We start from the raw sequence: 24,764 nt of genomic DNA on the forward strand, positions 1-24,764 counted from the left end.
ACGGCTGCCTGATCGTGTCGGGCGGCTGTTTTCCCGCGACAAAAGATGCTAAGCGGGCGCAATTCCATCATGCTCCGAGGTATCCCGATGAAGTCGCTCACCCTGCGCCGCCCTGATGACTGGCACCTGCATCTTCGTGATGGCGCCATGCTGGAAGGGGTGATCGGGGATACGAGCCGTCATTTCGCCCGCGCCATCATCATGCCGAACCTGGTGCCGCCGGTTGTCACCACCGCAGATGCCCGCGCCTATCGCGATCGCATCGTCAAGGCCATTCCCGCGGGCGACAGCTTTGAGCCCTTGATGACGCTCTATCTGACCGAGGACACGCAGGCCGACGACGTGGAAGAGGGCAAGAAAAGCGGCCTGATTACCGCCGTAAAGCTTTATCCCGCCGGTGCCACAACCAATTCCCACGGCGGTGTGCGCGATTTTAACAAGGCCATGCCTGTTCTGGAGCGCATGGCGAAGATCGGCCTGCCCCTCTGCGTGCATGGAGAAGTAACAACGCCGGAAGTTGATATTTTTGACCGCGAGAAGGTCTTCATCGAGACGGTTCTGGAACCGCTGCGCCAGCGCCTGCCGGAGCTGAAGGTGACGATGGAGCACATCACCACCCGTGATGGCGTTGACTATATCAAGTCTTCCAAGGCCAATCTGGCCGGCTCGATCACCACGCATCATCTCATCATCAACCGCAACGCCATTCTGGTTGGCGGCATCAAGCCACATTATTACTGTCTGCCCGTCGCCAAGCGCGAGGAGCACAGGCTTGCGCTGCGGGCTGCCGCGACCTCTGGCGATGCGCGCTTTTTCCTTGGCACGGATTCCGCGCCGCACGTGGACCCGCTGAAGGAATGCGCCTGCGGTTGCGCGGGCATTTACACGTCCATCAATACGATGAGCTGCCTTGCCCATGTCTTCGAGGACGAAAACGCTCTCGACAAGCTGGAAGCTTTCGCTTCGCTCAACGGCCCGGCCTGGTATGGTCTGGCGCCGAATGAGGAGACGATCACGCTGGTCAAGCGCGACGAGCCAGTGTCATTCCCCGCCAAGATCGAAACGGGCGCCGGGCCGGTGACCGTATTCGATCCGATGTTCCCGCTTCATTGGGATGTAAACTGATTTTATGACCGCCGGCACTGCCGGCGGTTTTGTTATGGTCCGCCGGCACCTCGGCTGGCGCACGAAATACCGAACAAAGACGCGTGCTTTCCGAACACCGATCCGGGTTTTCGGAGCGAGAAACCAAGACCTAAAAGGAGAACGCCTATGAACCACTTCACATTCACCGATCGCGCCGTCGTTGCCGAACTGGTTGCCAAAATGTTGTGGGAAATCAAGGCGGTCCATTTTAATTCCGAAAGCCCATACACCTTCGCGTCAGGCATGAAGAGCCCTGTCTATATCGACATGCGCAAGCTCATCTCCTTCCCGCGCATTCGCTCCGCAGCCATGGATTTTGCGGCGGCGGCTGTCCTGCGCGAGGCCGGTTTCGAGAAGTTTGACTGTGTGGCCGGCGGCGAAACTGCGGGCATTCCCTTCGCCGCTTTCCTTGCCGAGCGTCTCGGCCTTCCGATGATCTATTGCCGAAAGAAGCCGAAAGGCCATGGCCGCAATGCCCAGATCGAAGGACATATGCCCGAGGGTGCCCGCGTTCTCGTCATCGAGGATCTGACGACCGCAGGCGGTTCGATGTTTACCTTTATCGACGCCATCCGTGCGGCGGGCGGCATCGTCGATCACGGCATCGCACTCTTCTATTACGGCATCTTCCAGGAGGCGGAAGCACGCTTTGCCAACGGCAATGTTAAGCTGCATTACCTGACGACCTGGCGCGATGTTCTGGCCGTTGCCCGGGCTGAAAAACTGTTCGACGAAAAGACCCTCTCCGAGGTTGAAGCCTTCCTCGATAACCCGCTGCCCTGGTCTGCAAAGCGCGGCGGTGTCAGCGAATTGCCGCAATCTTGATTTCGGATGCGGGTGGCCAGCTTGTGGCTGGTCTTCCGATCCATCTTCGTCTAAATCGATTTAAGTCCATTTGATTTGCTGTTTTGAGGAGGACCGTAATGATCCTGTGTTGTGGTGAAGCCCTGATCGACATGCTGCCCCGGCAGACAACGCTGGGAGAGGCGGGTTTTGCCCCTTATGCAGGCGGTGCGGTCTTCAACACGGCTATCGCGCTGGGACGTCTCGGCGTTCCCTCCGCCTTTTTCACCGGTCTTTCCGATGACATGATGGGCGATATCCTGCGGGAGACCCTGCGCGCCAGCAACGTGGATTTCAGCTATTGCGCCACTCTTTCGCGCCCGACCACCATCGCCTTCGTGAAGCTGGTCGACGGTCATGCGACCTATGCCTTTTATGACGAGAACACCGCCGGCCGGATGATTACCGAAGCCGAGCTTCCGGCGCTGGGCGCCGATTGCGAAGCGCTGCATTTCGGAGCCATCAGCCTCATCCCCGAACCCTGCGGCAGCACCTATGAAGCGCTGATGACGCGCGAGCAAGAAAGCCGTGTCATCTCGCTCGATCCCAATATCCGCCCCGGCTTCATCAAGGACAAGCAGTCGCATATGGCCCGCATCCGCCGCATGGCCGCCATGTCCGATATCGTCAAGTTCTCGGATGAGGACCTTGCCTGGTTCGGTCTGGAAGGGGATGAGGATACACTCGCCCGCCACTGGCTGCACCACGGCGCAAAGCTGGTCGTCGTCACCCGCGGTGCGAAAGGCGCCGTTGGCTATACGACCGGCCTGAAGGTCGAAGTTGCTTCTGAACGCGTGGAGGTGGTGGACACCGTCGGTGCGGGCGACACCTTTGATGCCGGCATTCTGGCTTCGCTAAAAATGCAGGGCCTGCTGACCAAGGCGCAGGTGGCGTCACTGACGGAAGAGCAGATCAGAAAGGCGCTTGCGCTCGGTGCAAAGGCGGCGGCAGTCACCGTTTCGCGCGCTGGCGCCAATCCGCCTTTTGCGCACGAAATCGGCTTGTGATGGGTTAGGGTTGAACCATTTTGAAAAGATGGTTCAACACGCATCACGCCGCCAAAATCGTGAAAAACCGTTATTTCGGTATTATCAAGCTTGTGTCTGCTGTTTTTTCGAGAAACAAGCGTCGCATGAGTGTTTCAACAGCCCATCCCTTTGATTTCGACCCGACCTACGGCATGCAACGCGAGCAGTTGCTTGCCATCACGCCCCCGGAAGCGCCACCCGGTTTCGATGACTTCTGGGAGAAGCGCTATCGCCGCGCGCTCGCCACTGATCCGCGCCCGGTGCTGCGCCGGAGCAAGCTGAGCGATCCCCGTTGGCAGGTCCTCGATCTGACCTACACCTCCACCGACGGTTTCCGTATCGGTGGATGGCTGCTGTTGCCGCGCGAAGGACAGGTCCGCCGCGGCCTGATCGTCGGCCACGGTTATGGCGGGCGCGGCGAGCCTGATTTCGATGTGCCGGTGGAAGAGACAGCCGTGCTGTTTCCCTGCTTTCGTGGACTGTCGCTGAGTGCCTGTCCGCCGATTTCATCCGATCCGGCCCTTCACGTTCTCTATAATATCGAGCGGAAAGACGATTATATTATCGGAGGCTGTGTCGATGACCTTTGGATCGCGGTCTCGACGCTTGTCAGCCTTTATCCCTGGCTGGAAGGGCAGGTGGGTTATAGCGGCATCAGCTTCGGGGGTGGTATCGGCGCTCTTGCGATCCCTTATGATAAGCGTATCGACCGCGGCCATCTCGTCGTGCCGACCTTCGGCCACCGACCGTTCTGGCTGACGCTGCCAACGGTCGGCAGCGCGGACGCCGTCCAGACCTATGCGAAGACGCACGCCCATGTGCTTGAAACGTTGCGCCTCTTCGATGCGGCCTGCGCGGCCGCCCGCATAAGCGTGCCCATGCTGATTGCGCCTGCGCTTTTTGATCCAGCCGTGGCGCCGCCCTGCCAGTTCGCGGTGGCCAACGCTTTGCCGCCGTCAAAATTTAATGAAATCTTCATCCTCGACGCCGGGCATTTCGATTACCCTGACAGCGCATCGCAAGATGCGGTCCATAAGGACAAGGTCAGACGGTTTTTCAAGGTGCCATGAAACGCGAATATCTCCGCTGGTATAGTCACAGGCTCCATCGCGACATGGAGCTCCTGATATTCGGTCATGCCGGCGCGAAGGTGCTGATGTTCCCGACACGCGACGGGCGCTTCTTCGAATATGAGGAGTTGGGCGTCGTCGAAAGTCTTTCCCACAAGCTGGAGGCCGGCCACCTCCAGCTTTATTGTATCGAGGGTCTGGCACGGGAAAGTTTCTACGCGGGCCACAATCACCCCGCCGACCGTCTCCGACGTCACGCCGCACTCGAGGCCTATATTCTGGGCGAAGTGCTGCCGCTGATGGCGGAGAAAAATCCGCGCGGCAGCACCATCGTGCAGGGCTGCAGCCTCGGTGCCTTTCAGGCCGCCAGCCTCGTCTTCCGTCACCCGCATCTCTTCACCAAGCTCGTCGCTTTTTCCGGCCGCTATGACCTGACGATGGAGGTGGAGTCTTTCGGTGATCTATTCGACGGCTATTATGACGATGACGTCTATTTCCACATGCCGAGCCACTTTCTTCCCGGGTTAAACTGCCCATGGCGGCTCGATCACCTGCGCCGCATCGACATGGTCTTCACCATTGGCGATGCAGACCCCTTTCTGGACAACAATCACCACTTAAGCCGCGTGCTTTCGGGCAAGCAGGTGGGGCACCAGATGCATGTATGGGAAGGCCGCGCGCATCGGGCGGGTGCGTGGCGCAAGATGGCGGCGCTTTATATTTGAGGCTGGAGCCCGTGCCTCAGGCGAGAAGAAATTCCATCAGGGCATTCTGGGCATGTAGAAGAAAAGCTTTTGCCGACCGGCTCTGACAGGCCGGATGGGCCATTGCGTCCGCGGTCACCTCTTGGCCACGCGAGACTGGCGGACAGGGCAAAAAAATCACATCAGGCCGCATCCTGTCGAGAAGGGACGCGGATATACGATAATCGGCCAGATGATGATTGGCGTCGGACGGCCAGGAATCGGTAATGACCACATCCGCATCCAGTAGCTCATCCATGTCCGTGCTTGCCCGGAAGTTCGGATTGATGAGCGCGGCATCCGTGACGTGCCATTGATCCGGGTAAACCTGCGTGACCTGAATGGGCAGTGAAATCGAGGCTTCGACCCAAGAGCGTAAAATATTGGCGTCCGGTGCCACACCGACGATTTTGAGGCCGGCTGTCTGGCCCCTCAGGCTTTTCACATAGGCTAAATCACCAAGCGTTTCACATGGATGATTGAATTTTGTCCGCGCGTTGATGACAGGTGCGCGCATGTCGGCTGCAAGTGCCCGAAGTGTCGAGAGTTCCTTCGTGCGGATAATCAAAAGATCGAACCAATTGTCGAGATAACCAGCCAGATCGGCAATCTCTTCTCGGCCGTTAAAGTTGATCGGAACGGTAACGCAGGTGCCGCCCATCGCCTGGATACCGAGATCAAAGGCGGCGGTATTGCGCCAGCCGGTGTCGTCAACGATCAGCCCGGCACGTTTTCCCTTGAGCGTCTGTGGCATCGTGCCTTGTAACCAGTCCTCGGCCAGAGCGCACGCGCGGTCGATGATCGAGAAGATCGCGTCCGCACTCAGGTTGTGAAACTCCAGAAAGTCCCTGCCCGGCCGGAACGACATATGCACCTCCAAATGACATTCGATCACGCTGCATTGAAAAAAGCCGGAAGTCGCCCTCCGGCTTTCGTAAATTGCAGTGCCTGGATTTACCCCGCCAGACCCGCCAGCGCCTTCACTAGGCCCTGCGTAGAGCTGTCATGGCCAGCGGCGCTTTCCTTTCCTTCTACGACCGGAAGCAGGCCGGTCGCCAGTTCCTTGCCAAGCTCCACGCCCCATTGGTCGAAGGAGTTGATGCGGAACAGCACGCCTTCGACGAAGACGCGATGTTCGTAAAGCGCGATCAGGCGGCCAAGCGCGAATGGCGTCAGCTTGTCGTAGACGAAGGTGATGGACGGACGATTGCCGGTGAAGACACGGTGCGGCGCAATGAAATCCGCATGTCTGTCGTCCACGCCCTTGGAGGTGAGCTGGGCTTTTGCCTCAGCCAGCGTCCGCCCCTTCATCAGCGCTTCCGACTGCGCCAGGCAATTGGCGATGAGAAGCTGGTGCTGGTGGCGCAGTTCGGGCTCGAAACCGTTGGCTGCGATCATGAATTCCGCCGGGATGACGCTCGTGCCCTGGTGGATCAGCTGATAGAAGGCGTGCTGACCATTCGTGCCGGGCTCGCCCCAGACGACCGGGCCGGACTGGCCTTCGACCGGCGTGCCGTCGATGGTCACACCCTTGCCGTTTGATTCCATGTCCAGCTGCTGCAGATAAGCCGGGAAACGCGAGAGCCGCTGGTCATAGGGCAGGATCGCCCGCGTCGGGTAATTCAGTACGTTGCGGTGATAAAAACCGATCAGGCCGAGCAACATCGGCAGATTTTCACGGACCGGCGCCTCGCGGAAGTGGCGATCCATGGCGTGGGCGCCATCCAGGAACTTGCCGAAATTATCCTGACCGATGGCGATCATCAGCGGCAGCCCGATGGCAGACCAGATCGAGTAACGGCCGCCAACCCAGTCCCAGAAACCGAAGATGCGGTCGCTTTCGATGCCGAAGGCGGTAACCTTGTCCAGCGCTGTGGAAACCGCGGCAAAGTGATGCTTGACGGCGTCTTCACCCAGCTTTTCGGCGATGAAGCGGCGCGCCGTGGCGGCGTTCGTCATCGTCTCGATGGTGGTGAAGGTCTTCGACGCCACGATGAAGAGCGACGTCTCGGGGTCGATGAGCTTCAGCGTATCGGCAATATGCGCGCCATCAATGTTCGAGACGAAATGCGCCCGCGGGCCGTCATGGAAAGGTGCCAGCGCCAGCGTTGCCATGACCGGGCCGAGGTCGGAACCGCCAATGCCGATATTGATGACATCGGTAATCTTTTTACCGGTCGCGCCCTTCAGCGAACCGGAACGGATGGCATCGGCAAACTTGCCCATGGCAGACAGAACCGCGTTCACATCGGGCATCACGTCCTTGCCGTCAACGAGAACCGGCGTGTTGGCGCGATTGCGCAACGCGGTATGCAGGACGGCACGGTCTTCGGTGAAATTGATCGCCTTGCCGGAGAACATCTCCTCGCGCTTGGCCTCGACGCCGCCTTCTTGTGCAAGCTGTTCGAGAAGCGTGACGATCTCTTCATTCACGGCGCACTTGGAATAATCCATCAGCAGGTCATCGAACTTGGCGCTGAAACGGCTGAATCTCTTGTCATCGGCCGCAAAGGCGGCGCGAAGATCGGTTGCGGCTGTGCTGCTCGCCGTTGCTTTCAGTTTTTCGATGGTGGCCTGCATCTCGTGCTCCTCGGCTTCCGTGGAAGGATGAGGAAACTATTCTTTTTCAGGCGGCCAAATCAAGGCGGCTTCGATAAAAGAAAAGAGCCGGTCACCCGGCTCGAATTCGTTCAGTTCAGATTGCGCAATTCGCGCCGCAGGATCTTGCCGACATTCGATTTCGGCAGCTCGGTACGGAACTCGATGATCTTCGGCCGCTTGTAGTTTGTCAGGTTCTTGGCGCAGAAAGCCTTGAGTTCCGCTTCCGTGAGCGACTGGTCCTTCTTGACCACAAAAAGCTTGACGGTTTCGCCGGAGTGCTCGTCCGGAACGCCGATGGCGGCGCATTCCAGGACGCCTGGATGGCTGGCGGCCACTTCCTCCACCTCGTTCGGATAGACGTTGAAACCGGAGACGAGGATCATGTCCTTCTTGCGGTCGACGATCTTGGTATAACCGCGTTCATCCATGAAGCCCATGTCGCCGGAACGGAAGAAGCCGTCTGATGTCATCGCCTTTGCCGTCTCGTCCGGCCGCTGCCAATAACCCGCCATCACCTGCGGCCCACGAATGCAGATTTCTCCGACCTCTCCGGTGGGCAGGCTGTTGCCGTCCTCGTCGCGAATATCGATTTCGGTGGAAGAGATCGGCAGGCCGATGGTTCCGCTGAACTCCGTGGAATCGAGGCGGTTGACGGTGGCAACCGGCGATGTCTCGGAGAGGCCGTAACCCTCCGCAATGGGGCAGCCGACGATGGAAAGCCAGCGTTCCGCGACAGGCCTTTGCACCGCCATGCCGCCGCCGAGAACCAGAATGAGCGACGACAGATCGAGCTTGCGGAAATCCTCGTTGTTCATCAGCGCGTTGAAAAGCGTATTGATGCCGGGGAAAATATGCGGCTGATAATGCGACAATTCTTTCACAAAACCGGGAATATCGCGCGGATTGGCAATCAGCAGATTGTGGCCGCCAAGCGCAATGCCCATCAGCGAATTCACCGTCAAGGCGAAGATGTGGCAGAGCGGCAGCGCGCAGATGAAGTTGAGAACTTCAGGGCGATCCTTCTGGCCGTTGAAGGCGGCGTCCAGCCACAGGCTGATCTGAAGCTTGTTGGCCAGAAGGTTGGCATGCGTGAGAACCGCACCCTTGGATACACCCGTCGTGCCCCCGGTATATTGAAGGAAAGCAATGTCCTGCGCCGTGAGGCTGACCGGCTTCAGCGAAAATCCCTGACCTTCCTTCAGCATCGCCTTGAAGCTGATGGAGCCGGGAATGGTATAGGCGGGCACCAGTTTCTTGACCTTGCGGACCACCAGATTGACGATATGTCCCTTGAGGCCGAGAAGATCGCCCATCGCCGCGACGACCACGTGCCGCACCGCGGTTTTCGGCACCGCCTGCTGCGCCACATGTGCAAAGTTCTCCAGCACGAAAAGCGCCTTCGCGCCGGAATCCTTCAGCTGATGTTCCAGCTCGCGCGGTGTGTAAAGCGGATTGACATTGACCACCACCATGCCTGCCCGCAGGATTCCATAGACCGCAACCGGATTTTGCAGGATGTTCGGCATCATCACGGCAACCCGGTCGCCCTTTTCCAGTCCTCTGGACTGCAGCCAGGCGGCGACGGCTCGGGTTTCAGCGTCCAGTTCCCGGTAGGTCAGCGACTTTCCCATGCTGGAAAAGGCCTTCCGGTCGGCAAACTGCACACAGCTCTTTTCGAGAAGATCGACGAGGGAGGCATTGGTCGATACGGGAATTTCGGAAGGAACGCCCGGCGGATAGGAAGACAGCCAGCGCTTCCCAATGACGGCGTTCTGCGGGTGTCCCAGGGACAATTCACTCATGCTGCTCCTCCCAGAGTCTCTTCGCGCCGCGCATTCTGTGGAACGCGTGAACAGCGCTTTCGGCTGCCTGATGTTCACGAGGCTCCCGCACCTGCCGGCATCTGCCGGCGTGAGGGAACCACTTGTGACGTCACCGGATCGACTGCTCCTCCCGCTCCCCGGTGACGAATGATAGACGCGTAATCCCTTGACGTCCATCTTGTCGGCGAAACCTATTTAACTCTAACGTAAACGTCAATATTGCTGCCGCACATCTCGCCAACTCGTGATGGAAAACGCATTTTCCCGGTCTTTTTTGACTTTAATCCTGATTTGAGCGATCAACATAATTCGCAAAGCAAGGCAGGATTGGAAATGGCAGGCAGCGCAGCGCTAGAACTGAAATCGGTGGGCAAGAAATTCGGCGATACGGATGTATTGTCCGACATCGATCTGTCCGTCGAAAGCGGTGAGATCATTTGTCTTGTAGGGCGTTCCGGCTGCGGAAAATCAACCTTGCTGCGTATCATCGCAGGCGTGGAGACACCCGATAAAGGCAGCGTTTCCCTGAACGGCGCTGTCGTGGCCGGGTCTGGAGCTTTCATCGAGCCCGAAAAGCGCAATATCGGTTTCGTATTTCAGGATTATGCGCTCTTCCCACATCTTACCGTCGAGCAGAACGTCATGTTCGGCCTCCGCTCGCTGCCGAAAGCGCAGGCCCGGGCGCGCACTGCGGAGATGATCGAACATGTGCATCTCAAGGAACTTGCGAAACGTTATCCCCATACGCTGTCGGGCGGTGAGCAGCAGCGCGTCGCGCTTGCCCGTGCACTCGCCCCGCAGCCTGGCCTTCTGCTGATGGACGAGCCTTTTTCCAATCTGGACAGGGGATTGCGTGACGATGTGCGCGAAGAGACGCTAGGTCTTCTACGCCAGCTGGGTACGACGGCAATCATGGTTACTCACGATCCCGAAGAAGCGCTTTCGGCGGGCGATCGCGTGGTTCTGATGCAGCGCGGACGGATCGTGCAAAGCGGCACGGGTTACGAAATCCACGACCATCCCAAGACCCGCTATGCCGCTGATTTTTTCTGCGCCTTCAACAAGATTGAAGGACGGGTAAGGCAGGGTCGCGTGGAAACGCCGCTTGGCCTGCTGGGGGATGCCTCCGATCTGCCCGATGGCCTCGCGGCGGTTGCCTATGTTCGGCCCAATGCGATTTCGATTATCGAAGACGCCGCGAAAGAAGGTATCGCTGGCGAAATATCGAGCCGGGTCTTCCTGGGGGAGATCGAACAGCTCGGCATCGCCGTGCCCGGATTACCAGCTGATCTTCGCGTCAGAACAATGCAGCGTACAGCCGCCAAGACGCGGGCGATACGCTTCGGAATTGATCCGAAGGGCGTGCTGATATTTACCTAAAGTTGAATGAGCGCATTTGCATGTTCGTTTTCTCCCCGTTTTCAACTCTTGGTGATCAAAAGGCGGCGGAAAATGGCGAAATAAAACTTGATTTGTATCATCATGTATGATGTCTGCTCCCCCTATTGCCGTTATCGGAGAGGGAGACAAAACATGAAGAAATTTACCGGGTTCGCCCTGCTTGCTAGCACGGTTGCCTTTGCAGCCGGCGCAGCCAATGCCGCTGAACTCAATATCTATACCACCCGCGAGCCGGGCCTCATTCAGCCCCTCCTGGACTCCTTCACCGCTTCGAGCGGCGTGAAGGTCAATACCGTGTTTTTGAAGGACGGCCTTGCGGAGCGTGTGCTGAGCGAAGGCGCGAGTTCGCCGGCTGACGTTCTGATGACGGTGGACGCCGGCAATCTTGTCGATCTCGCTGAAAAGGGCGTAACGCAGGCGGTCGAATCCGAGACCCTGAGCAAGGCCATCCCCGCTGAACTGCGCGATGCCAAGGGTCACTGGTTCGCGCTTTCCATGCGAGCCCGCGTTCTGTATGCAGCCAAGGACCTTGATCTCGCTTCCTTCAATTATGAAGATCTCGCTGATGCGAAGTGGAAGGGCAAGGTCTGCATTCGCGCCGGCCAGCATCCCTATAATACGGCGCTGTTTGCCGACTACATCGCCCATTATGGCGCTGAAGACACCGAGAAGTGGCTTGCCGGCGTCAAGGAAAACCTCGCCCGCAAGGCAGGCGGCGGTGACCGCGATGTCGCCAAGGACATCCTCGGCGGCATTTGCGATATCGGTATCGCCAACTCCTATTATGTCGGCCTGATGCGCTCGGGCAAGGGCGGCGAGGAGCAGGTGAAGTGGGGCGACGCCATCAAGGTGGTTCTGCCGACCTTCAAGAATGGCGGCACGCAGGTCAATATCAGCGGCGCAGCCGTGGCGAAGAATGCGCCGAACAAGGCGGAAGCCGTCAAGCTTCTGGAATATCTCGTTTCCGACGAAGCTCAGAAGATCTATGCCGAGGCCAACTACGAATATCCGGTCAAGCAGGGCGCGGCTCTCAACGAGATCGTCGCTTCGTTCGGCACGCTGAAGATCGATAACAAGCCGCTGACGGAAATCGTATCGCATCGCAAGCAGGCGAGCGAGCTGGTCGACAAGGTCGGTTTCGACAAGTAAAGGCCAATCAGCGATAACATGTGAAAGGCGTTCGCAATTGCGGGCGCCTTTCCGCGTATTTTCCAGAAGCACATGAACCCAGACGCCACCCAGCCATTGTCACCTCGTGCCCGAGCCAGATTTTCATCCTCCTTCTGGTGGCTGTGCCTTTCAGTGCTGGCGGTTTGCGGCGCCATGGTTCCGGTTCTGGCGCTTGTCTCGCAGGCGTTGCAGGGTTCTGATGGCCTTTGGTCGCATCTGGGCTCAACCGTGCTCTGGACGGCGCTTCCGGATACGGCGATCCTTCTTGCCGGTGTCGGGCTGCTGGCAGGTATCGTCGGAACCTGTGCCGCCTGGCTGGTCACCGCCTATGATTTTCCCGGCCGCAAAATATTGGAATGGGCGCTGCTGCTGCCGCTGGCCATGCCCACCTATATCGTCGCTTACGCCTATCTGGATATTCTGCATCCCATCGGGCCTGTGCAGGGCGCGATCCGCTGGCTGCTCGGCTATTCCAGCCCGCGTGAATTCCGTCTTCCGGACATAAGGTCCATGACCGGATGCATCGTCCTTCTCGGCTTCGTGCTGTTTCCCTATGTCTATATTCCCGTGCGCGCCATGTTCCTCACGCAGGCAGGCAACCTGCTGGAAGCGGCGCGCACGCTCGGAGTCTCCAGACGTGCGGCTTTCTTCAAGGTAGCGGTGCCGCTGGCGCGCCCGGCGATTGCGGTCGGCGTCAGCCTTGCCTTGATGGAAGCGCTGAACGATATCGGCGCGTCCGAATTTCTTGGCGTCCGCACACTCACCGTCTCCGTCTACACCACCTGGGTCACGAAATCCGACCTGCCGGGTGCGGCGCAGATTGCGCTTTCCATGCTGTTCATCGTTGTCGCCCTCGTGGCGCTTGAGCGCTGGGCGCGACGCAAGCAGCGCTACGCGGTCTCTGCGCAGAAAAGCAGGCAACTGGAGCCGCTGCGGCTCAATGGCCTGAAGGGTTGGGCCGCTTTCTTGTTGGGCAGCTTGCCGGTCCTGATCGGTTTTATGGCGCCAGCCAGCTATCTCGTCACCGAGGCATGGAAACGGTTTCGTTTCAACGGTTTGTCCCCCCGTTTTGCCGATGAGGCCCTGAACACCATCGTCTTTGCCGGGGTGGCGACGGTGATCACCCTCATCCTCGGCCTTGTCGTCGCTTACGCCATGCGCCTTGCGCCGGGCCGCCTGTCGCTCTGGTCCTATCGTCTTTCGACGGTGGGATATGCTGCCCCCGGAACGGTCATCGCCATCGGCGTCCTGATCGCGCTCGGCGGCTTTGACCGCTTTGTCGACGAGACCATGCGCGACTGGTTCGGCCTATCGACAGGCCTCATCTTCATCGGCAGTGGCGCCGCGCTGATCTACGCCTATTCCGCACGTTTCCTTACCATTGCCGCCGGTGGGGTGGATGCTGGCCTCAGCCGCATCCCGCAGTCCTTCGATCACGCCTCGCGAACGCTCGGGCGATCCGCGACGCAGACATTCCGACACGTCCATCTTCCGCTTTCCAAGGCCTCACTTGCGGCTGCGGCACTGCTGATCTTCGTGGATTGCGTCAAGGAGCTTCCCGCTACGCTCCTGTTGCGGCCGCTCAATTTCGAAACCTTTGCTACCCATCTTTATGGCGAAGCGGCGCGTGGCACCTACGAGGAGGCGGCCATCGCAGCCTTGGCAATCGTCGTCATTGGCATGCTTCCGGTCATGCAACTTGCAAGGATCGGCCGGCGCAAGAGCTGACATCGAAGCTCCGCCGGATAAATTGCGGGCGCAAAATTGTGCGAGAGGCCAATAAGCTTCAAATCCACCCAGAAAACGACAAGCATCGCGCCTTAATCCTGATGTAAATACTCAGCTTAATTGAGGTGCTGCGACCCTTGGGATATCAATACGGTCGCGATGTTTTCGGGGCATATCTTGAAAAATTTGCATGGGATGTTTTTGCGCCATCTGGCTTTGGGAACGGCTGCCGTAGTTTTGCAGGCGCCCGCGATGGTGCACGCGCAGGACACAACCGTCCTTCAGCAGATTACCGTTGACGGGCAGGGCACGGAAAACGCAACCGGTCCCGTCCGGGGCTACGTCGCGAAGAAAAGCGCGACGGGTTCAAAAACCGAGACGGAAACCAGAGATATTCCGCAATCCGTATCGGTCGTCGGCCGTCAGGAAATGAACGACCGCGGCGCGGTGACGAAGATCGACGAGGTGCTGCGGTATACTCCAGGCGTGACGGCGGAGCCCTTTGGCACGGATCCGGATACGGACTGGTTTTACATTCGCGGTTTTCAGGCCACCCAGACTGGGGTGTTTTTGGATGGGCTGAACCTGTTCAGTTACGGTTTCGGCGGTTTCCAGATGGATGCCTATGGTCTGGAGCGGGTTGAAGTCCTGAAGGGGCCTGCGTCGGTGCTCTACGGCGGCGCCAATCCCGGTGGCATCGTTGAGATGATCCGCAAGCGCACCCAGGAGGAACCCGTTCGCGAAACGGAAATCGGCATCAATAATTTCGGCAACGCTTTCTTCGGTTTCGATCTCGGCGACAAGGTGGATGATGAGGGCGTATGGAAATACCGCGTCACCGGCAAGGTCTCGGGCGGCGACAACTATACGAATTACTCCGAGGATTTGCGCGGCTTCATCATGCCGCAAGTCACTTTCGAGCCGGATGCGCAGACAAGCGCCACGCTCTATGGGTATTTTTCGGCGCTTGACCAGGTGCATGTGGGCAACGGTTTCCTGCCTTATGTCGGCACCGTGGCCGACGCGCCCTTCGGCAAGCTCAACCGTGAAGCCTTTTATGGTGAGCCGGACCTTGATAACGGCCGCGTCTATCAATCGATGGTGGGCTACGAGGTCAGCCATGAATTCGACAATGGCTGGAAGATCAGTCAGAACGCCCGTTATGGGCATCTGTACAAGCACGAGACCGGGCCCTATCCCGGCGGCTGGGCAAATGCCGATGCCAACGGCCAGCCGAGACTCGATCCGATCACCAAGGACTATATGCTGACCCGCTTCGGTTACGACGGCGTGTCGAAGGTCGATAGCTTCGGTGTGGATAACCGACTGGAAGGCCAGTTCGATACCGGCGCCGTCAGCCATTCACTGCTCTTTGGTCTGGACTATAAATATTACCGGCTGGATCAGGTGCAGGCCTGCTGCGGGTCGAATGCGATCGGCGCGCTCAATCCGGTTTACGGTTCGGCGCAGGGAACGAATTTCGTTTATGCCGATAACATCGTGACACAACAGCAGATCGGCATTTATGCGCAGGACCAGCTGCGGTTCGGAGATGGCTGGCTTGTGACGCTGAATGGCCGTTACGACTATGTCGATACGGAGCTGAACAACAGATTGCCGACGGGCCTGTCCCGCCGCTCCAGTGACGACGCGCTGAGCGGCCGCGCCGGCCTTGCCTACGAATTCGACAATGGCCTGACGCCCTACGTCTCCGCCGCCACCTTCTTTAATCCGCTTATCGATACGCTTGCAGACGGCACACCCGCCGTGCCGGAAGAAGGCCACCAGTTCGAAGCCGGCATCAAATACGAGCCGACGTTCTTCGATGGCAGCATCACCGCCTCGGTCTTCAAGCTGGTCAAGGATAATGCTATCGTGTCCTATACGGCGGGTGGGGTGACCACCAGCGGCCAGTTCGGACAGGTCGAATCCACCGGCTTCGAGCTGGAGGCCAAAGCCAATCTCAATGAAAACTGGAAGGCACTTGCCTCCTATTCCTACACCGATATCGACATTACCCGCGATGCCAATCCAAATCTCATTGGCAAATCGCCATGGATCGTGCCCGCCCATACCGCTTCGCTGTGGCTGGACTATGCTTTCACCACGGATACACTTGACGGACTGAGCATCGGCGGCGGTGTGCGCTATCAGGGCAAGTCCTGGGCGGATGCGGCGAATACATTGCGCGTTCCTGACGCCGCTGTTTTCGATGCCGCGGTCCGTTACCAGAAGGACGACTGGACCGCATCCATCAACGTCGCCAATGTCTTCGACAAGGAATACGTCAAGGGCTGCGCCGGTATCTCCGTCTGCGGCTGGGGCGACAGCCGCACCATCACCTTCAAGCTTTCCAGGAAGTGGTAAGGCCTGGTCAAAGGCCATAGTTGCGGGAAAATTGGTTTGCCACTATAAACATGAATAAGTTTATCATGTTATAGTGGCGCCATGGCGCGCCCTGCGGGATCGAGAAGCCATGGCTTTCCGCGTGCGGATGGAAAATGAGATCGACGGTTTTGCCGTTATAGGCGGCCCGCGCTCAAGGGTCTGGAACGGCATCGTTGCCGACCTCTGGGACGTGCGTTGTGCACCGAAAGCAGGTGGACGTTATGTCGGCAAGGACCCGCGGTTTGTTTTTCTGCTGGAGATGGATGGAAAGGATGATGGCAGGTTCGTCATGAACGGCTGCCGCCGCGACAAGTATACCGCCTCCGAGGTGAACCGTATTTCCTTCGTTCCTGCCGATCTGGATGTGCATGCGGAGTTGAGCAACGTTTCCTTCCTCCGCCACCTCGATCTGCACTTCGACGCTGGACTGCTGGGGGCTCGGTTGGTGCAGGGTTTCGATCCGCACGGTTTGCTCGACCCGCATCTGATGTTCGAGGATGGGCGCCTGCTGGCGCTGGCGCGGTTGATCGCAGCCGAATGCGACAATCCCGATCCGCTGCACGATCTCTATGGCGAGAGCCTCGTGCTGGCGCTGCTGACGGATTTTCTGAAAGTGAGGCGGGAGCCGGTCAAAAAGCGCAGCAAGCTCGCCGCCTGGCAATTAAGGGCGGCGACGGATTATATCCGCGAACATTGCCTTCGGTCGATCCGGCTTGAGGAACTTGCGGAACTTACAAACCTGTCGCAATCCCATTTCAGCCATGCCTTCAAGGCCTCCACCGGCGTCCCGCCGCACCAGTGGCAGATGCAGGCGCGTATTGATCGGGTCAAGGATCTGATGATGCGAACCGAGATGGCGCTTACCGACATTGCCATCGCAGCCGGATTTTCCGATCAGGCGCACTTCTCCCGCGTCTTTCGAAAGATGGTCGGGGTGTCCCCCTCGGTCTGGCAGAGGAGCCGCCAGTAACTGCCTTTTGTTCCGTTCTTTCTCCAAAAAATTCCCTGACGGCATCTGAAACGCCCCGGAACGATTTCTCCGGCGACGGGTTTACAGACGTGACCCATTGAGGAAATCAAGGAGGAAACTATCATGTTGCATCAGGAACCCCGCGCCGGCCAGGACCCCTATGTGAAGGACACGCCCAGCCTCATCGCCAGCGACAAGGTGGAAGGCACCCGCGTTTACGGCGCCGACGGCAAGCATATCGGCTCGATCCAGCGCATCATTCTTGAGAAGCGCGGCGGCCGCGTTGCCTATGCGGTGTTGAGCTTCGGCGGTTTTCTCGGCATCGGCGACGATTATTATCCGCTGCCGTGGGAAAAGCTGCATTACGACGAAGAGCTCGACGGCTACCGCATCGACCTGACAAAGGAACAGATCGAAAATGCCCCGCATTTCGCCAATCTCGATGATGACGAATTGCTGAACGCAAGGGATCGTAAGGTCTACGACTATTACGGCGTCGCCCCTTACTGGATGTAAGGCGAATAATCTTGCCAACGGGCATTGTGGCGTTTTCGGCTCATCTTCAGCCGGAAACGCTTGACGAAAACGGCTCCTGAAGGAGCCGTTTTTTCTGTATTAATGTGGGTTCTTCTGCATGTCGGAAACCGCATCTGTGAAGCACTTACGCGCTTCCTCCGGCGATTTTCGCCCGTCTAGTGCAGCGCGGCAGGCACTTCTGGCTCTCACGAAACTCAATCCGCGCCGATTTGGCCAGCCTTCGGTCAACAATCTCAGTGCTTCGAATGGGCCGGCGACGACACTCTTGCCGTTCGCATCCAGATTGACCTCAACAGGCTCTGTCCATCTCTCGTTCTTCATCGTGCACCTCCCAGAGCAACGCGATCCCGAAACAAACCCGACAGCGGAGCAACCCATGAACGCTGTCCTGTGTCACTGCCGCCTAGGATAAGCGCAAGCAATGGAATTGACAACGGTGATCAGCGGAAGCCGAAAAACGAAAGGATCGCCAGGACGATAACGACGAGGCCGACGATGTAGATGATCTGGTTCATGATTTTCTCCTTGTCTATGTCATCACCATAACGTGAAGGAGAAGATGCGGTTCCAGAAGCACATGATAATTTAATCACGTGCTAAAAAATTGCGGACATTCCATCGTCACGCGATGCGGAACGTCACCTCCGCACGATCACCCAGATCGCGTGGATGATGCCGGGCACATAACCGCACAGCGTCAGAAGAATGTTGAGCCAGAAGTGTAGCCCCAGTCCGACCTGGAGAAATACACCAACCGGCGGCAGGATGATGGCGATGAGAATACGAATGACGTCCACGATGACAGGCCTTCCGGTTGACTGTTGACCAGCCGGAGAACGTGTGTGGGGCGGTTTGGTTTCACTTAAGCACGGACGTGCTTTTTGAGAGATTTTTGTTTGAAAATGGTGCCGCTTACGTGACTCGAACACGTGACCCCATCATTACGAATGATGTGCTCTACCGACTGAGCTAAAGCGGCCCGGTTGTGATCCGTCTGTCACGGATCAGCTTCATGGCGGGCTGATACAGGCAATGCCGACGGATTTCAAGCCTTGAATGCGTGGCTTTTGAAATTTCCGCAAAAAGCTTTGCCTGTCCAATGTTTAAGGGGCGTATCAGGCTCCGGCGCAGATGCGGCCCCTCGCAACCTCGTATTCCTGGACCAGCCGATCAACCAGAGCCGCTACCGGCTCCACCGCCTTGACCGCGCCAATACCCTGGCCCGCGCCCCATATGTCCTTCCAGGCTTTTGCGCCGCCGGAAGCCGATTCGAAATCCATCTTTGAGGGATCCGCTTCCGGCAGCTTGTCGGGGTCGAGGCCGGAGGCGACGATCGAACTTTTCAGATAATTGCCGTGAACACCGGTGAAATAGTTCGAATAGACGATGTCTTTGGCATGCGCATCGACGATTGCCTGCTTGTAGGCGTCGGATGCGCGGGCCTCCTGCGTGGCGATGAAAGGGGAGCCGATATAGGCCATGTCCGCGCCCATCGCCTGTGCCGCGAGGATGGAGCCGCCATTGGCGATGGCGCCGGCAAGCAGCAGCGGGCCATCGAACCACTCGCGGATTTCCTGCACGAGGGCGAAGGGAGAAAGTGTGCCCGCATGGCCGCCGGCGCCCGTCGCGACGGCGATCAGCCCATCCGCGCCCTTGCGGATGGCCGACCTTGCATGGCGATCGTTGATGACATCGTGCAGGACGATGCCGCCATAGGAATGCACGGCCGCATTGACTTCCGGCACGGCACCGAGCGAGGAAATAACCACCGGGACCTTATATTTCACGCAAAGGCCGAGATCATGTTCCAGTCGCCGGTTGGACATATGCACGATCTGATTGACCGCGAAAGGCGCCGCCGGACGATCCGGGTTGGCCCGGTTGTGCGCGTCAAGCTCTTCGGTGATCATCGCCAGCCACTCATCGAGTTGGCTTTCCGGCCGCGCATTCAGCGCCGGGAAAGCGCCGATGACGCCCGCCTTGCATTGCGCCAGCGTCAGTTGCGGGTGCGAAATGATGAATAATGGTGACGCTATGACCGGAAGACGCAGATTGTCTTTCAGCACGGACGGTAGCATGGCTCCTCCCCCAGATTACGTTTACGCGCACGTAAGTCATTATCGTGTTCGGTGTCGGATTGGAAGCGAAAACAGTACCGCGAGGCGTCGCCGAACCTGCGTTCGTAGCGCCACAATAGATCGATTTTCCCCAAGACAATCCGGTCTTTATCACAAACGATGCTTGCGGAGGGGCGGCATAGCCGTTACCGAATCGTGAACCCATGGCGCAGCGCCGCATATTTTGCAAAGCGCATTAGAACAAGGATCGGTCGTGAGCGGACTGGAAACGGCAATCAGAAATGCTCTGGAAAAATCGGACAGATCGAACGCCGAAGTTCGTGCACGTATTTATCAATCGTCCCGTCAGGCGCTGGAAGCGGGCCTGCGCAAGCAGGGCATCGACGACCCGCAGATTGTTGCCCAGCAGCGCCAGCGGCTTGAAAGCCTGATCCACCTCATCGAGAACGAGGAACGCAACCGGCTTCTGGACAGGGTGGAGCAGCAATTGCGACCGCCCGTGCAGGAAAGCGCGGCGCAGGATGATGATTCCGTCTATCCCGTTTCGCAGCCGCCCCATCGGGATGAAGTGGCTGTCGAGCCGGAACTGCGCGGTGAAACGCGCGATGCGCGACCCGGTGCCGCCACGGCCCCGGAATCCCCCCGACCAGGCCGGCGCGGCGGAAAACCATCGAGGAGAGGTTCCAGCGCGGCTGACGCATCGCTTGCCTTCCGCCCCGAAGGTGCTGTTGGTCGCCGCAAGCGCCGCGGGCTTTTTGCCCGGCTTTTCATCTATGTCACGCTTCTGGCCTTCGTCGGTTTCGGCGCCTGGTGGGCCTATTCCTCGGGTGTCCTGCTCTCTCCGGAACAGCGGGATACCAGCGTGCCCAATCCGCCGGCGCAGGTGCAGGCAGAGGACTTTAATGGCGCCGAACCCGCCCCGAGCCTATCGGCCGGGCGTGGTTTTTCCGACGACTGGGTCGAGGTTTTTAACGCCGAGCGCGGTAATTCCGGAGTTTCGGCAGGCCCACGCGCCAATGTCGAAAATATCGCAACGCCCGCCGGCAAGGCAATTCGGGTGACGTCGAGAAGCGTGGCGCAGGATGGCGCCGTCAGCATCGAGGTTCCAGTCGAAGTGATGCGGGACATGGCCGGTAAATCCTCGACCATATCCATTACCCTGCAATCTTCCAGTGACCGGCAGACGCAGGTGTCCGTCGCATGCGATTTCGCTACCTTGGGCGATTGTTCGCGCCACCGCTTTACGGCCACGGCCGAGCGCGCCGACATGCTGCTGAACGCGACATTCGAGCGTTCGCTGGCCCCCAACGCGCCGGGCAGGATTTTCATCAACAGCGATATCGATGGCAGCGGCCGCCCGGTCAACCTTTATTCCGTGCGCATCCTGCCGGGTCAATAAAAGGGTACGAGCAGCCGCCAAAGGCGGCTCTCCTCATTTCTCTTCGGCTTTTCCGAGAAAATTCGGCCCCGCCCCCAATATCTTATTGTCGATCTCGCCGATCGCCTTCTCGTCCTTGCCTTCGTAGTCCAGCGAATTGAGAATGTGGCGGATGAGATTGACCCGGGCCCGGCGCTTGTCATTGGCGCGTACCACCGTCCAGGGCGCGACATCGGTATGGGTCTTTTCCAGCATCTCGTCGCGCTTTTGCGTGTAGTCGTCCCACTTCGTCAGCGCGGCTATGTCCATGTCCGAAAGTTTCCAGCACTTCAGCGGGCTATGGCGGCGATCGTGGAAACGGTCGATCTGCGTTTCCCGTCCGATATCGAGCCAGAACTTGAAAAAGTGGATGTCCTCGTGGGCGAGCATCTTTTCCAGGCGCGGCGTTTCCTTGAGGAAGCGCTTATGTTCCTCGGGGGTGCAGAAACCCATCACCGGTTCCACTCCGGCCCGATTGTACCAGGAGCGATCGAACAGAACTAGTTCGCCTGCCGTGGGAAAATGCGAGATATAGCGCTGGAAATACCATTGCCCACGCTCGGTTTCCGTCGGCTTGGTCAGCGCCACGACGCGGGCATAGCGTGGGTTGAGATAAGAGCGGATCGCGAAGATGGCGCCGCCCTTGCCGGCCGCATCGCGGCCCTCGAAAACTGCCATGACCCGCTTGCCTGTGGCCTGGAGCCAAAACTGGACCTTCACAAGCTCGATCTGCAGCGCCTCCAGCGCGGCATCGTATTCCTCGCGCTTCATTTTTTTGTCATAGGGAAAATTGCCGGCCGAGAGCTTGTTTTCCTCCACCCAGTCGGGAAGAACCGGATCGTCGATGTCAAAGCTGCGCAGCTTTCCGCCAACGGTAATCTCGACTGTCCGCTTCTTCGTTTCATCGGCCATGGTTTCCTCCGGCTGTTGTTGTGTAAAGGCAACTCGCCGCCAATGAGTTCACATCGCCCGGCAGAATTCAAGCGAAAGAGGGTTGCTTGAGAAAGCTGTGGCGGTGTGACGATTGCAGCGTGGAATTTGCACATATACGCTGTGGAAAATATGCGGTGATGAATCTCTGTCATGAAGCTGGCCTATGAGATTTCGATGCGCTGTCGAGCGAGAGTGGAAAGCAGGCTGAAATGGCAGTCATGGAAGGCGATGGTGGATTAAGGCTTTTGGCAAAGAAGCTTGGCCGGAACTGGCTGCCCGTGCTCGTCGTCAGCATGCTCGCCATCGTGGCAGTTTCCGAGTTGCACACGCCCTATATGCCGGCCGTCCTCTGGCTCTGTGCGGTCATCGCCATTCTGGCCGTTCGCGAAAAACCGGCCTTTTCCGAAAAGGCCAAAAATGCGGCCGGACAGGTGGATGAGCCTGATGTTCCGGCTGAAAGTGTCATTTCCGGCGTCAGGGCAGGTCTTGCCGTGCTGGATACGCCCGTTTTCATTCTCGACAAGAATGCCAGCGTGCTGTTTCAGAACGGCGCGGCCGAACGGGCGTTTGGTCAGCTTCCCGCCGGGGCGCATATTTCCGCAAGGCTGCGCTCGCCGGGCCTGCTGGATGTCATTCGCGAAACCATCACCACCGGGGAGCCCAATCAGGTCGAACATTCCGAGCGTTTCCCCTCAGAACGGGTCTTCATCGTCCGTATCGCCCGTGCGGATATGGGCGAGGGGGCGGGCCCGCTTTTCTACATCCTGTCATTCCGCGATGTCTCGGAACTTCGCCGCATCGACCGCATGCGCAGCGATTTCGTCGCCAATGCCAGCCATGAACTGCGCACTCCGCTGGCTTCCCTGCGCGGTTTCATCGAAACCATGCAGGGGCCGGCACGCAACGATCCCAAGGCGCAGGAGCGTTTCCTCGCCATCATGCTCGATCAGGCAACCCGCATGAGCAGGCTCGTGGATGACCTCATGTCCCTTTCGAGGCTGGAGCTGCGCGCCAATATCGCGCCGGATCAGAAGGTCGATCTCGTTCCCGTCATAGGCCATGTGCGCGATACGCTTCTGCCGCTTGCCAACGAACTCGATGTCGATATCACCCTGCATCTGCCGGATGGTCCTGCGGAGGTGCAGGGAGATCGCGACGAACTGGTGCAGGTATTCCAGAACCTCGTGGAAAATGCATGCAAATACGGCCAGGAAGGCAAGATTGTTGATGTCTGGCTGCGGGCTGAGCCCGGCAAGCCGGTAGAGGTGAGCGTCGTCGACCGGGGGCCGGGCATACCGGCCGAACATGTGCCGCGGCTGACGGAACGGTTTTATCGAGTCAGCGTCGCCGACAGCCGCTCCAAAAAGGGAACGGGGCTTGGTCTTGCCATCGTCAAGCACATTCTCACCCGCCACCGCGCTCGGCTCATCATTAAATCTGAACTGGGCAGCGGCACGGATTTTACCGTCAGATTCTGACATAAACACCCGTACATACAAAATATCACGTAAATTTGCCTTTTAAATCAATTATTTAGCTTGTCACAAATCTTTCATTGAAGTGACATAAAAGGATGGGGCTACGGTGGTTAAGAAGAGGTCGCCGAGCGCATGCTAAGAGCGAGTGCCGCTATCGGCTGCGTCCACAAACAAGCCCACGACGGGAGAGACAAATGAACTTCGTTAAATTTTCCGCAGCAGCTCTGGTGGCTTCTGTCGCCTTCGCTGGCGCCGCCGCTGCTCGCGACCAGATCCAGGTTGCCGGTTCCTCCACGGTTCTGCCTTATGCCAAGATCGTTGCCGAGACTTTTGCCGAAACCTTCCCGAACTTCAAGGCTCCGGTCGTCGAGTCGGGCGGCACGGGTGGCGGTCTGAAGGCGTTCTGCTCGGGCGTGGGCGAAGGCACCATCGACGTCGCCAACGCATCGCGCAAGATCAAGAGCGACGAACTGGCCGCCTGTAAGGCTGCTGGCGTTACCGACGTTCAGGAAGTGAAGATCGGTTACGACGGTATCGTCTTCGCAATGGATTCTTCCAACAAGGACATCAAGCTTGAGCCGAAGGACCTTTACCTCGCTCTCGCCGCTGAAATCGTCAAGGACGGCAAGCTCGTTGCCAACCCCTATAAGAAGTGGTCGGAAATCAACAAGGAACTGCCGGATGTAGCGATCGCCGCTTACATCCCGGGTTCCAAGCACGGCACCCGCGAAGTCTTCGAAGAGAAGATCATGGCTGACGGCTGCAAGGAAGCCAAAGCGACCGACGTCATCAAGACGCTGATCACCGACGCCAAGCAGGCTGCTGCCAAGTGCGTAGCAGTCCGTAAGGACGGCGCTGCAGTCGACATCGACGGCGACTACACCGAGACGCTCGCTCGCATCGACGCCAACAAGACAGGCCTCGGCGTCTTCGGCCTCGCTTTCTATGAAAACAACGCCGACCGCCTGAAGGTCGCAACCGTTTCGGGCGTTGTTCCGTCCACTGAAACCGTTGCCAGCGGCAAGTACCCGGTTTCCCGCCCGCTGTTCTTCTACGTGAAGAAGGCTCACCTGGGCGTTATCCCGGGCCTTAAGGAATATGTCGAGTTCTTCGTTTCCGACGAAATGATCGGCCCGGATTCCCCGCTCGCAAATTACGGCCTGGTTGCCGCTCCGGACGCAGAGCGCGAAGAAATCCGTGCCAAGTTCTCGGCCGGTTCCACGATGTAATGAAGAAGGAGGGGTGCGGCCTGCCGCGCCCCTCATACCATCCGGTGCCTCTCCGCTTGGGCGAATGTCTCCGGTTGACAGTTCCTATTCATCGTCGTCCACATGATTGTCTATGGATTACAGATGGATAGGATGTATCAACCTTGACGCTTGCCGGACTTTGATACAGTCACTTGGCAGG

At 58.5% G+C, this 24,764-nt stretch carries 21 protein-coding genes and 1 tRNA gene; 14 read left to right on the forward strand and 8 right to left on the reverse strand.

What is annotated here, in order from left to right:
* Positions 1–87 precede the first annotated feature (87 nt).
* The 5 genes from pyrC to EYD00_RS00390 all read left to right on the forward strand — a co-directional run bounded on the left by pyrC (position 88) and on the right by EYD00_RS00390 (position 4,812).
* The gene (gene pyrC, locus EYD00_RS00370) at positions 88–1,125 is read left to right on the forward strand and encodes a dihydroorotase (protein ID WP_004439702.1); all 1,038 of its coding nucleotides are present in this window, start codon (positions 88–90) and stop codon (positions 1,123–1,125) included.
* 147 nt (positions 1,126–1,272) lie between these two features.
* The gene (locus tag EYD00_RS00375) at positions 1,273–1,971 is read left to right on the forward strand and encodes an orotate phosphoribosyltransferase (RefSeq protein ID WP_004439706.1); all 699 of its coding nucleotides are present in this window, start codon (positions 1,273–1,275) and stop codon (positions 1,969–1,971) included.
* Positions 1,972–2,069: 98 nt separating this feature from the next.
* Complete coding sequence (locus tag EYD00_RS00380; RefSeq protein WP_004439708.1) at positions 2,070–2,996, forward strand: carbohydrate kinase family protein; 927 nt, start codon at positions 2,070–2,072, stop codon at positions 2,994–2,996.
* A gap of 125 nt (positions 2,997–3,121) precedes the next feature.
* On the forward strand, positions 3,122–4,087 hold the full coding sequence (locus EYD00_RS00385) for an acetylxylan esterase (protein ID WP_004439711.1): 966 nt from the start codon (positions 3,122–3,124) through the stop codon (positions 4,085–4,087).
* The gene (locus EYD00_RS00390) at positions 4,084–4,812 is read left to right on the forward strand and encodes an esterase family protein (protein ID WP_004439714.1); all 729 of its coding nucleotides are present in this window, start codon (positions 4,084–4,086) and stop codon (positions 4,810–4,812) included. The genes EYD00_RS00385 and EYD00_RS00390 overlap by 4 nt, the downstream gene beginning before the upstream one ends.
* Before the next feature lie 16 nt (positions 4,813–4,828).
* Here EYD00_RS00390 and EYD00_RS00395 read toward each other — a convergent pair whose 3' ends face one another.
* From EYD00_RS00395 to EYD00_RS00405, 3 genes are all read right to left on the reverse strand, one after another.
* Positions 4,829–5,698 (reverse strand): ornithine carbamoyltransferase, encoded by an 870-nt coding sequence (locus EYD00_RS00395; RefSeq protein WP_004439716.1) that lies wholly within the window; start codon positions 5,696–5,698, stop codon positions 4,829–4,831.
* A gap of 86 nt (positions 5,699–5,784) precedes the next feature.
* Positions 5,785–7,410, reverse strand: coding sequence for a glucose-6-phosphate isomerase (gene pgi, locus EYD00_RS00400; protein ID WP_004439717.1), 1,626 nt, complete (start codon positions 7,408–7,410; stop codon positions 5,785–5,787).
* 110 nt (positions 7,411–7,520) lie between these two features.
* On the reverse strand, positions 7,521–9,233 hold the full coding sequence (locus tag EYD00_RS00405) for a long-chain fatty acid--CoA ligase (protein WP_004439720.1): 1,713 nt from the start codon (positions 9,231–9,233) through the stop codon (positions 7,521–7,523).
* A 354-nt stretch (positions 9,234–9,587) separates the two neighbouring features.
* Between EYD00_RS00405 and EYD00_RS00410 the strand changes: the two genes are divergently transcribed.
* The 6 genes from EYD00_RS00410 to EYD00_RS00435 all read left to right on the forward strand — a co-directional run bounded on the left by EYD00_RS00410 (position 9,588) and on the right by EYD00_RS00435 (position 17,427).
* Positions 9,588–10,634, forward strand: coding sequence for an ABC transporter ATP-binding protein (locus EYD00_RS00410; RefSeq protein WP_004439724.1), 1,047 nt, complete (start codon positions 9,588–9,590; stop codon positions 10,632–10,634).
* 153 nt (positions 10,635–10,787) lie between these two features.
* Positions 10,788–11,804 carry a Fe(3+) ABC transporter substrate-binding protein gene (locus EYD00_RS00415; protein ID WP_004439728.1) on the forward strand — a complete coding sequence of 339 codons (1,017 nt, stop codon included), beginning with the start codon at positions 10,788–10,790 and terminating at the stop codon, positions 11,802–11,804.
* A gap of 72 nt (positions 11,805–11,876) precedes the next feature.
* The gene (locus tag EYD00_RS00420; protein WP_004439730.1) at positions 11,877–13,553 is read left to right on the forward strand and encodes an ABC transporter permease; all 1,677 of its coding nucleotides are present in this window, start codon (positions 11,877–11,879) and stop codon (positions 13,551–13,553) included.
* A 195-nt stretch (positions 13,554–13,748) separates the two neighbouring features.
* Positions 13,749–15,920 (forward strand): TonB-dependent siderophore receptor, encoded by a 2,172-nt coding sequence (locus tag EYD00_RS00425; protein ID WP_034496090.1) that lies wholly within the window; start codon positions 13,749–13,751, stop codon positions 15,918–15,920.
* 109 nt (positions 15,921–16,029) lie between these two features.
* Entirely contained in the window at positions 16,030–16,911 is an 882-nt protein-coding gene (locus tag EYD00_RS00430; protein WP_034496088.1) for a helix-turn-helix domain-containing protein, read from the forward strand.
* Positions 16,912–17,034: 123 nt separating this feature from the next.
* Complete coding sequence (locus EYD00_RS00435) at positions 17,035–17,427, forward strand: PRC-barrel domain-containing protein (RefSeq protein WP_004439734.1); 393 nt, start codon at positions 17,035–17,037, stop codon at positions 17,425–17,427.
* A 99-nt stretch (positions 17,428–17,526) separates the two neighbouring features.
* On the opposite strand, the gene EYD00_RS00440 is transcribed toward EYD00_RS00435, so the two are convergent.
* The 4 genes from EYD00_RS00440 to EYD00_RS00455 all read right to left on the reverse strand — a co-directional run bounded on the left by EYD00_RS00440 (position 17,527) and on the right by EYD00_RS00455 (position 19,526).
* Positions 17,527–17,769: a DUF982 domain-containing protein gene (locus tag EYD00_RS00440; RefSeq protein ID WP_004439737.1), complete on the reverse strand. Its 243-nt coding sequence runs from the start codon at positions 17,767–17,769 to the stop codon at positions 17,527–17,529.
* A gap of 317 nt (positions 17,770–18,086) precedes the next feature.
* On the reverse strand, positions 18,087–18,245 hold the full coding sequence (locus EYD00_RS00445) for a YqaE/Pmp3 family membrane protein (protein WP_004439740.1): 159 nt from the start codon (positions 18,243–18,245) through the stop codon (positions 18,087–18,089).
* Between the two features lie 106 nt (positions 18,246–18,351).
* Positions 18,352–18,427, reverse strand: a tRNA-Thr gene (locus EYD00_RS00450).
* Positions 18,428–18,563: 136 nt separating this feature from the next.
* Complete coding sequence (locus EYD00_RS00455; RefSeq protein ID WP_004439755.1) at positions 18,564–19,526, reverse strand: NAD(P)H-dependent flavin oxidoreductase; 963 nt, start codon at positions 19,524–19,526, stop codon at positions 18,564–18,566.
* A 253-nt stretch (positions 19,527–19,779) separates the two neighbouring features.
* Between EYD00_RS00455 and EYD00_RS00460 the strand changes: the two genes are divergently transcribed.
* Positions 19,780–20,925: a hypothetical protein gene (locus EYD00_RS00460; protein WP_004439757.1), complete on the forward strand. Its 1,146-nt coding sequence runs from the start codon at positions 19,780–19,782 to the stop codon at positions 20,923–20,925.
* 33 nt (positions 20,926–20,958) lie between these two features.
* Here the strand turns inward: EYD00_RS00460 and ppk2 are convergent, their stop codons facing one another.
* Positions 20,959–21,855 carry a polyphosphate kinase 2 gene (gene ppk2 / locus EYD00_RS00465; protein WP_004439759.1) on the reverse strand — a complete coding sequence of 299 codons (897 nt, stop codon included), beginning with the start codon at positions 21,853–21,855 and terminating at the stop codon, positions 20,959–20,961.
* A 230-nt stretch (positions 21,856–22,085) separates the two neighbouring features.
* On the opposite strand from ppk2, the gene phoR reads away from it, so the two are divergent.
* Together phoR and EYD00_RS00475 are read left to right on the forward strand one after the other, a co-directional pair.
* The gene (gene phoR / locus EYD00_RS00470; RefSeq protein WP_004439761.1) at positions 22,086–23,354 is read left to right on the forward strand and encodes a phosphate regulon sensor histidine kinase PhoR; all 1,269 of its coding nucleotides are present in this window, start codon (positions 22,086–22,088) and stop codon (positions 23,352–23,354) included.
* Positions 23,355–23,548: 194 nt separating this feature from the next.
* Entirely contained in the window at positions 23,549–24,583 is a 1,035-nt protein-coding gene (locus tag EYD00_RS00475; RefSeq protein WP_004439763.1) for a substrate-binding domain-containing protein, read from the forward strand.
* The last annotated feature ends 181 nt before the right edge of the window (positions 24,584–24,764 follow it).

This window comes from Agrobacterium sp. 33MFTa1.1, assembly GCF_004328495.1.
GTDB classification, from domain to species: Bacteria; Pseudomonadota; Alphaproteobacteria; order Rhizobiales; family Rhizobiaceae; genus Agrobacterium; species Agrobacterium pusense.

What these genes read in the sequence shown, in the direction of transcription:
- EYD00_RS00385 (WP_004439711.1), top strand. Translation starts at nt 3,122, where the DNA reads ATGAGTGTTTCAACAGCCCATCCCTTTGATTTCGACCCGACCTACGGC.
- EYD00_RS00415 (WP_004439728.1), top strand. Translation starts at nt 10,788, where the DNA reads ATGAAGAAATTTACCGGGTTCGCCCTGCTTGCTAGCACGGTTGCCTTT.
- EYD00_RS00420 (WP_004439730.1), top strand. Translation starts at nt 11,877, where the DNA reads ATGAACCCAGACGCCACCCAGCCATTGTCACCTCGTGCCCGAGCCAGA.
- EYD00_RS00440 (WP_004439737.1), bottom strand. Translation starts at nt 17,769, where the DNA reads ATGAAGAACGAGAGATGGACAGAGCCTGTTGAGGTCAATCTGGATGCG.
- EYD00_RS00425 (WP_034496090.1), top strand. Translation starts at nt 13,749, where the DNA reads ATGTTTTTGCGCCATCTGGCTTTGGGAACGGCTGCCGTAGTTTTGCAG.
- EYD00_RS00475 (WP_004439763.1), top strand. Translation starts at nt 23,549, where the DNA reads ATGAACTTCGTTAAATTTTCCGCAGCAGCTCTGGTGGCTTCTGTCGCC.
- EYD00_RS00435 (WP_004439734.1), top strand. Translation starts at nt 17,035, where the DNA reads ATGTTGCATCAGGAACCCCGCGCCGGCCAGGACCCCTATGTGAAGGAC.
- EYD00_RS00410 (WP_004439724.1), top strand. Translation starts at nt 9,588, where the DNA reads ATGGCAGGCAGCGCAGCGCTAGAACTGAAATCGGTGGGCAAGAAATTC.
- EYD00_RS00375 (WP_004439706.1), top strand. Translation starts at nt 1,273, where the DNA reads ATGAACCACTTCACATTCACCGATCGCGCCGTCGTTGCCGAACTGGTT.
- ppk2 (WP_004439759.1), bottom strand. Translation starts at nt 21,855, where the DNA reads ATGGCCGATGAAACGAAGAAGCGGACAGTCGAGATTACCGTTGGCGGA.
- EYD00_RS00390 (WP_004439714.1), top strand. Translation starts at nt 4,084, where the DNA reads ATGAAACGCGAATATCTCCGCTGGTATAGTCACAGGCTCCATCGCGAC.
- phoR (WP_004439761.1), top strand. Translation starts at nt 22,086, where the DNA reads ATGGCAGTCATGGAAGGCGATGGTGGATTAAGGCTTTTGGCAAAGAAG.
- EYD00_RS00455 (WP_004439755.1), bottom strand. Translation starts at nt 19,526, where the DNA reads ATGCTACCGTCCGTGCTGAAAGACAATCTGCGTCTTCCGGTCATAGCG.
- EYD00_RS00430 (WP_034496088.1), top strand. Translation starts at nt 16,030, where the DNA reads ATGGCTTTCCGCGTGCGGATGGAAAATGAGATCGACGGTTTTGCCGTT.
- pyrC (WP_004439702.1), top strand. Translation starts at nt 88, where the DNA reads ATGAAGTCGCTCACCCTGCGCCGCCCTGATGACTGGCACCTGCATCTT.
- EYD00_RS00395 (WP_004439716.1), bottom strand. Translation starts at nt 5,698, where the DNA reads ATGTCGTTCCGGCCGGGCAGGGACTTTCTGGAGTTTCACAACCTGAGT.
- EYD00_RS00405 (WP_004439720.1), bottom strand. Translation starts at nt 9,233, where the DNA reads ATGAGTGAATTGTCCCTGGGACACCCGCAGAACGCCGTCATTGGGAAG.
- EYD00_RS00380 (WP_004439708.1), top strand. Translation starts at nt 2,070, where the DNA reads ATGATCCTGTGTTGTGGTGAAGCCCTGATCGACATGCTGCCCCGGCAG.
- pgi (WP_004439717.1), bottom strand. Translation starts at nt 7,410, where the DNA reads ATGCAGGCCACCATCGAAAAACTGAAAGCAACGGCGAGCAGCACAGCC.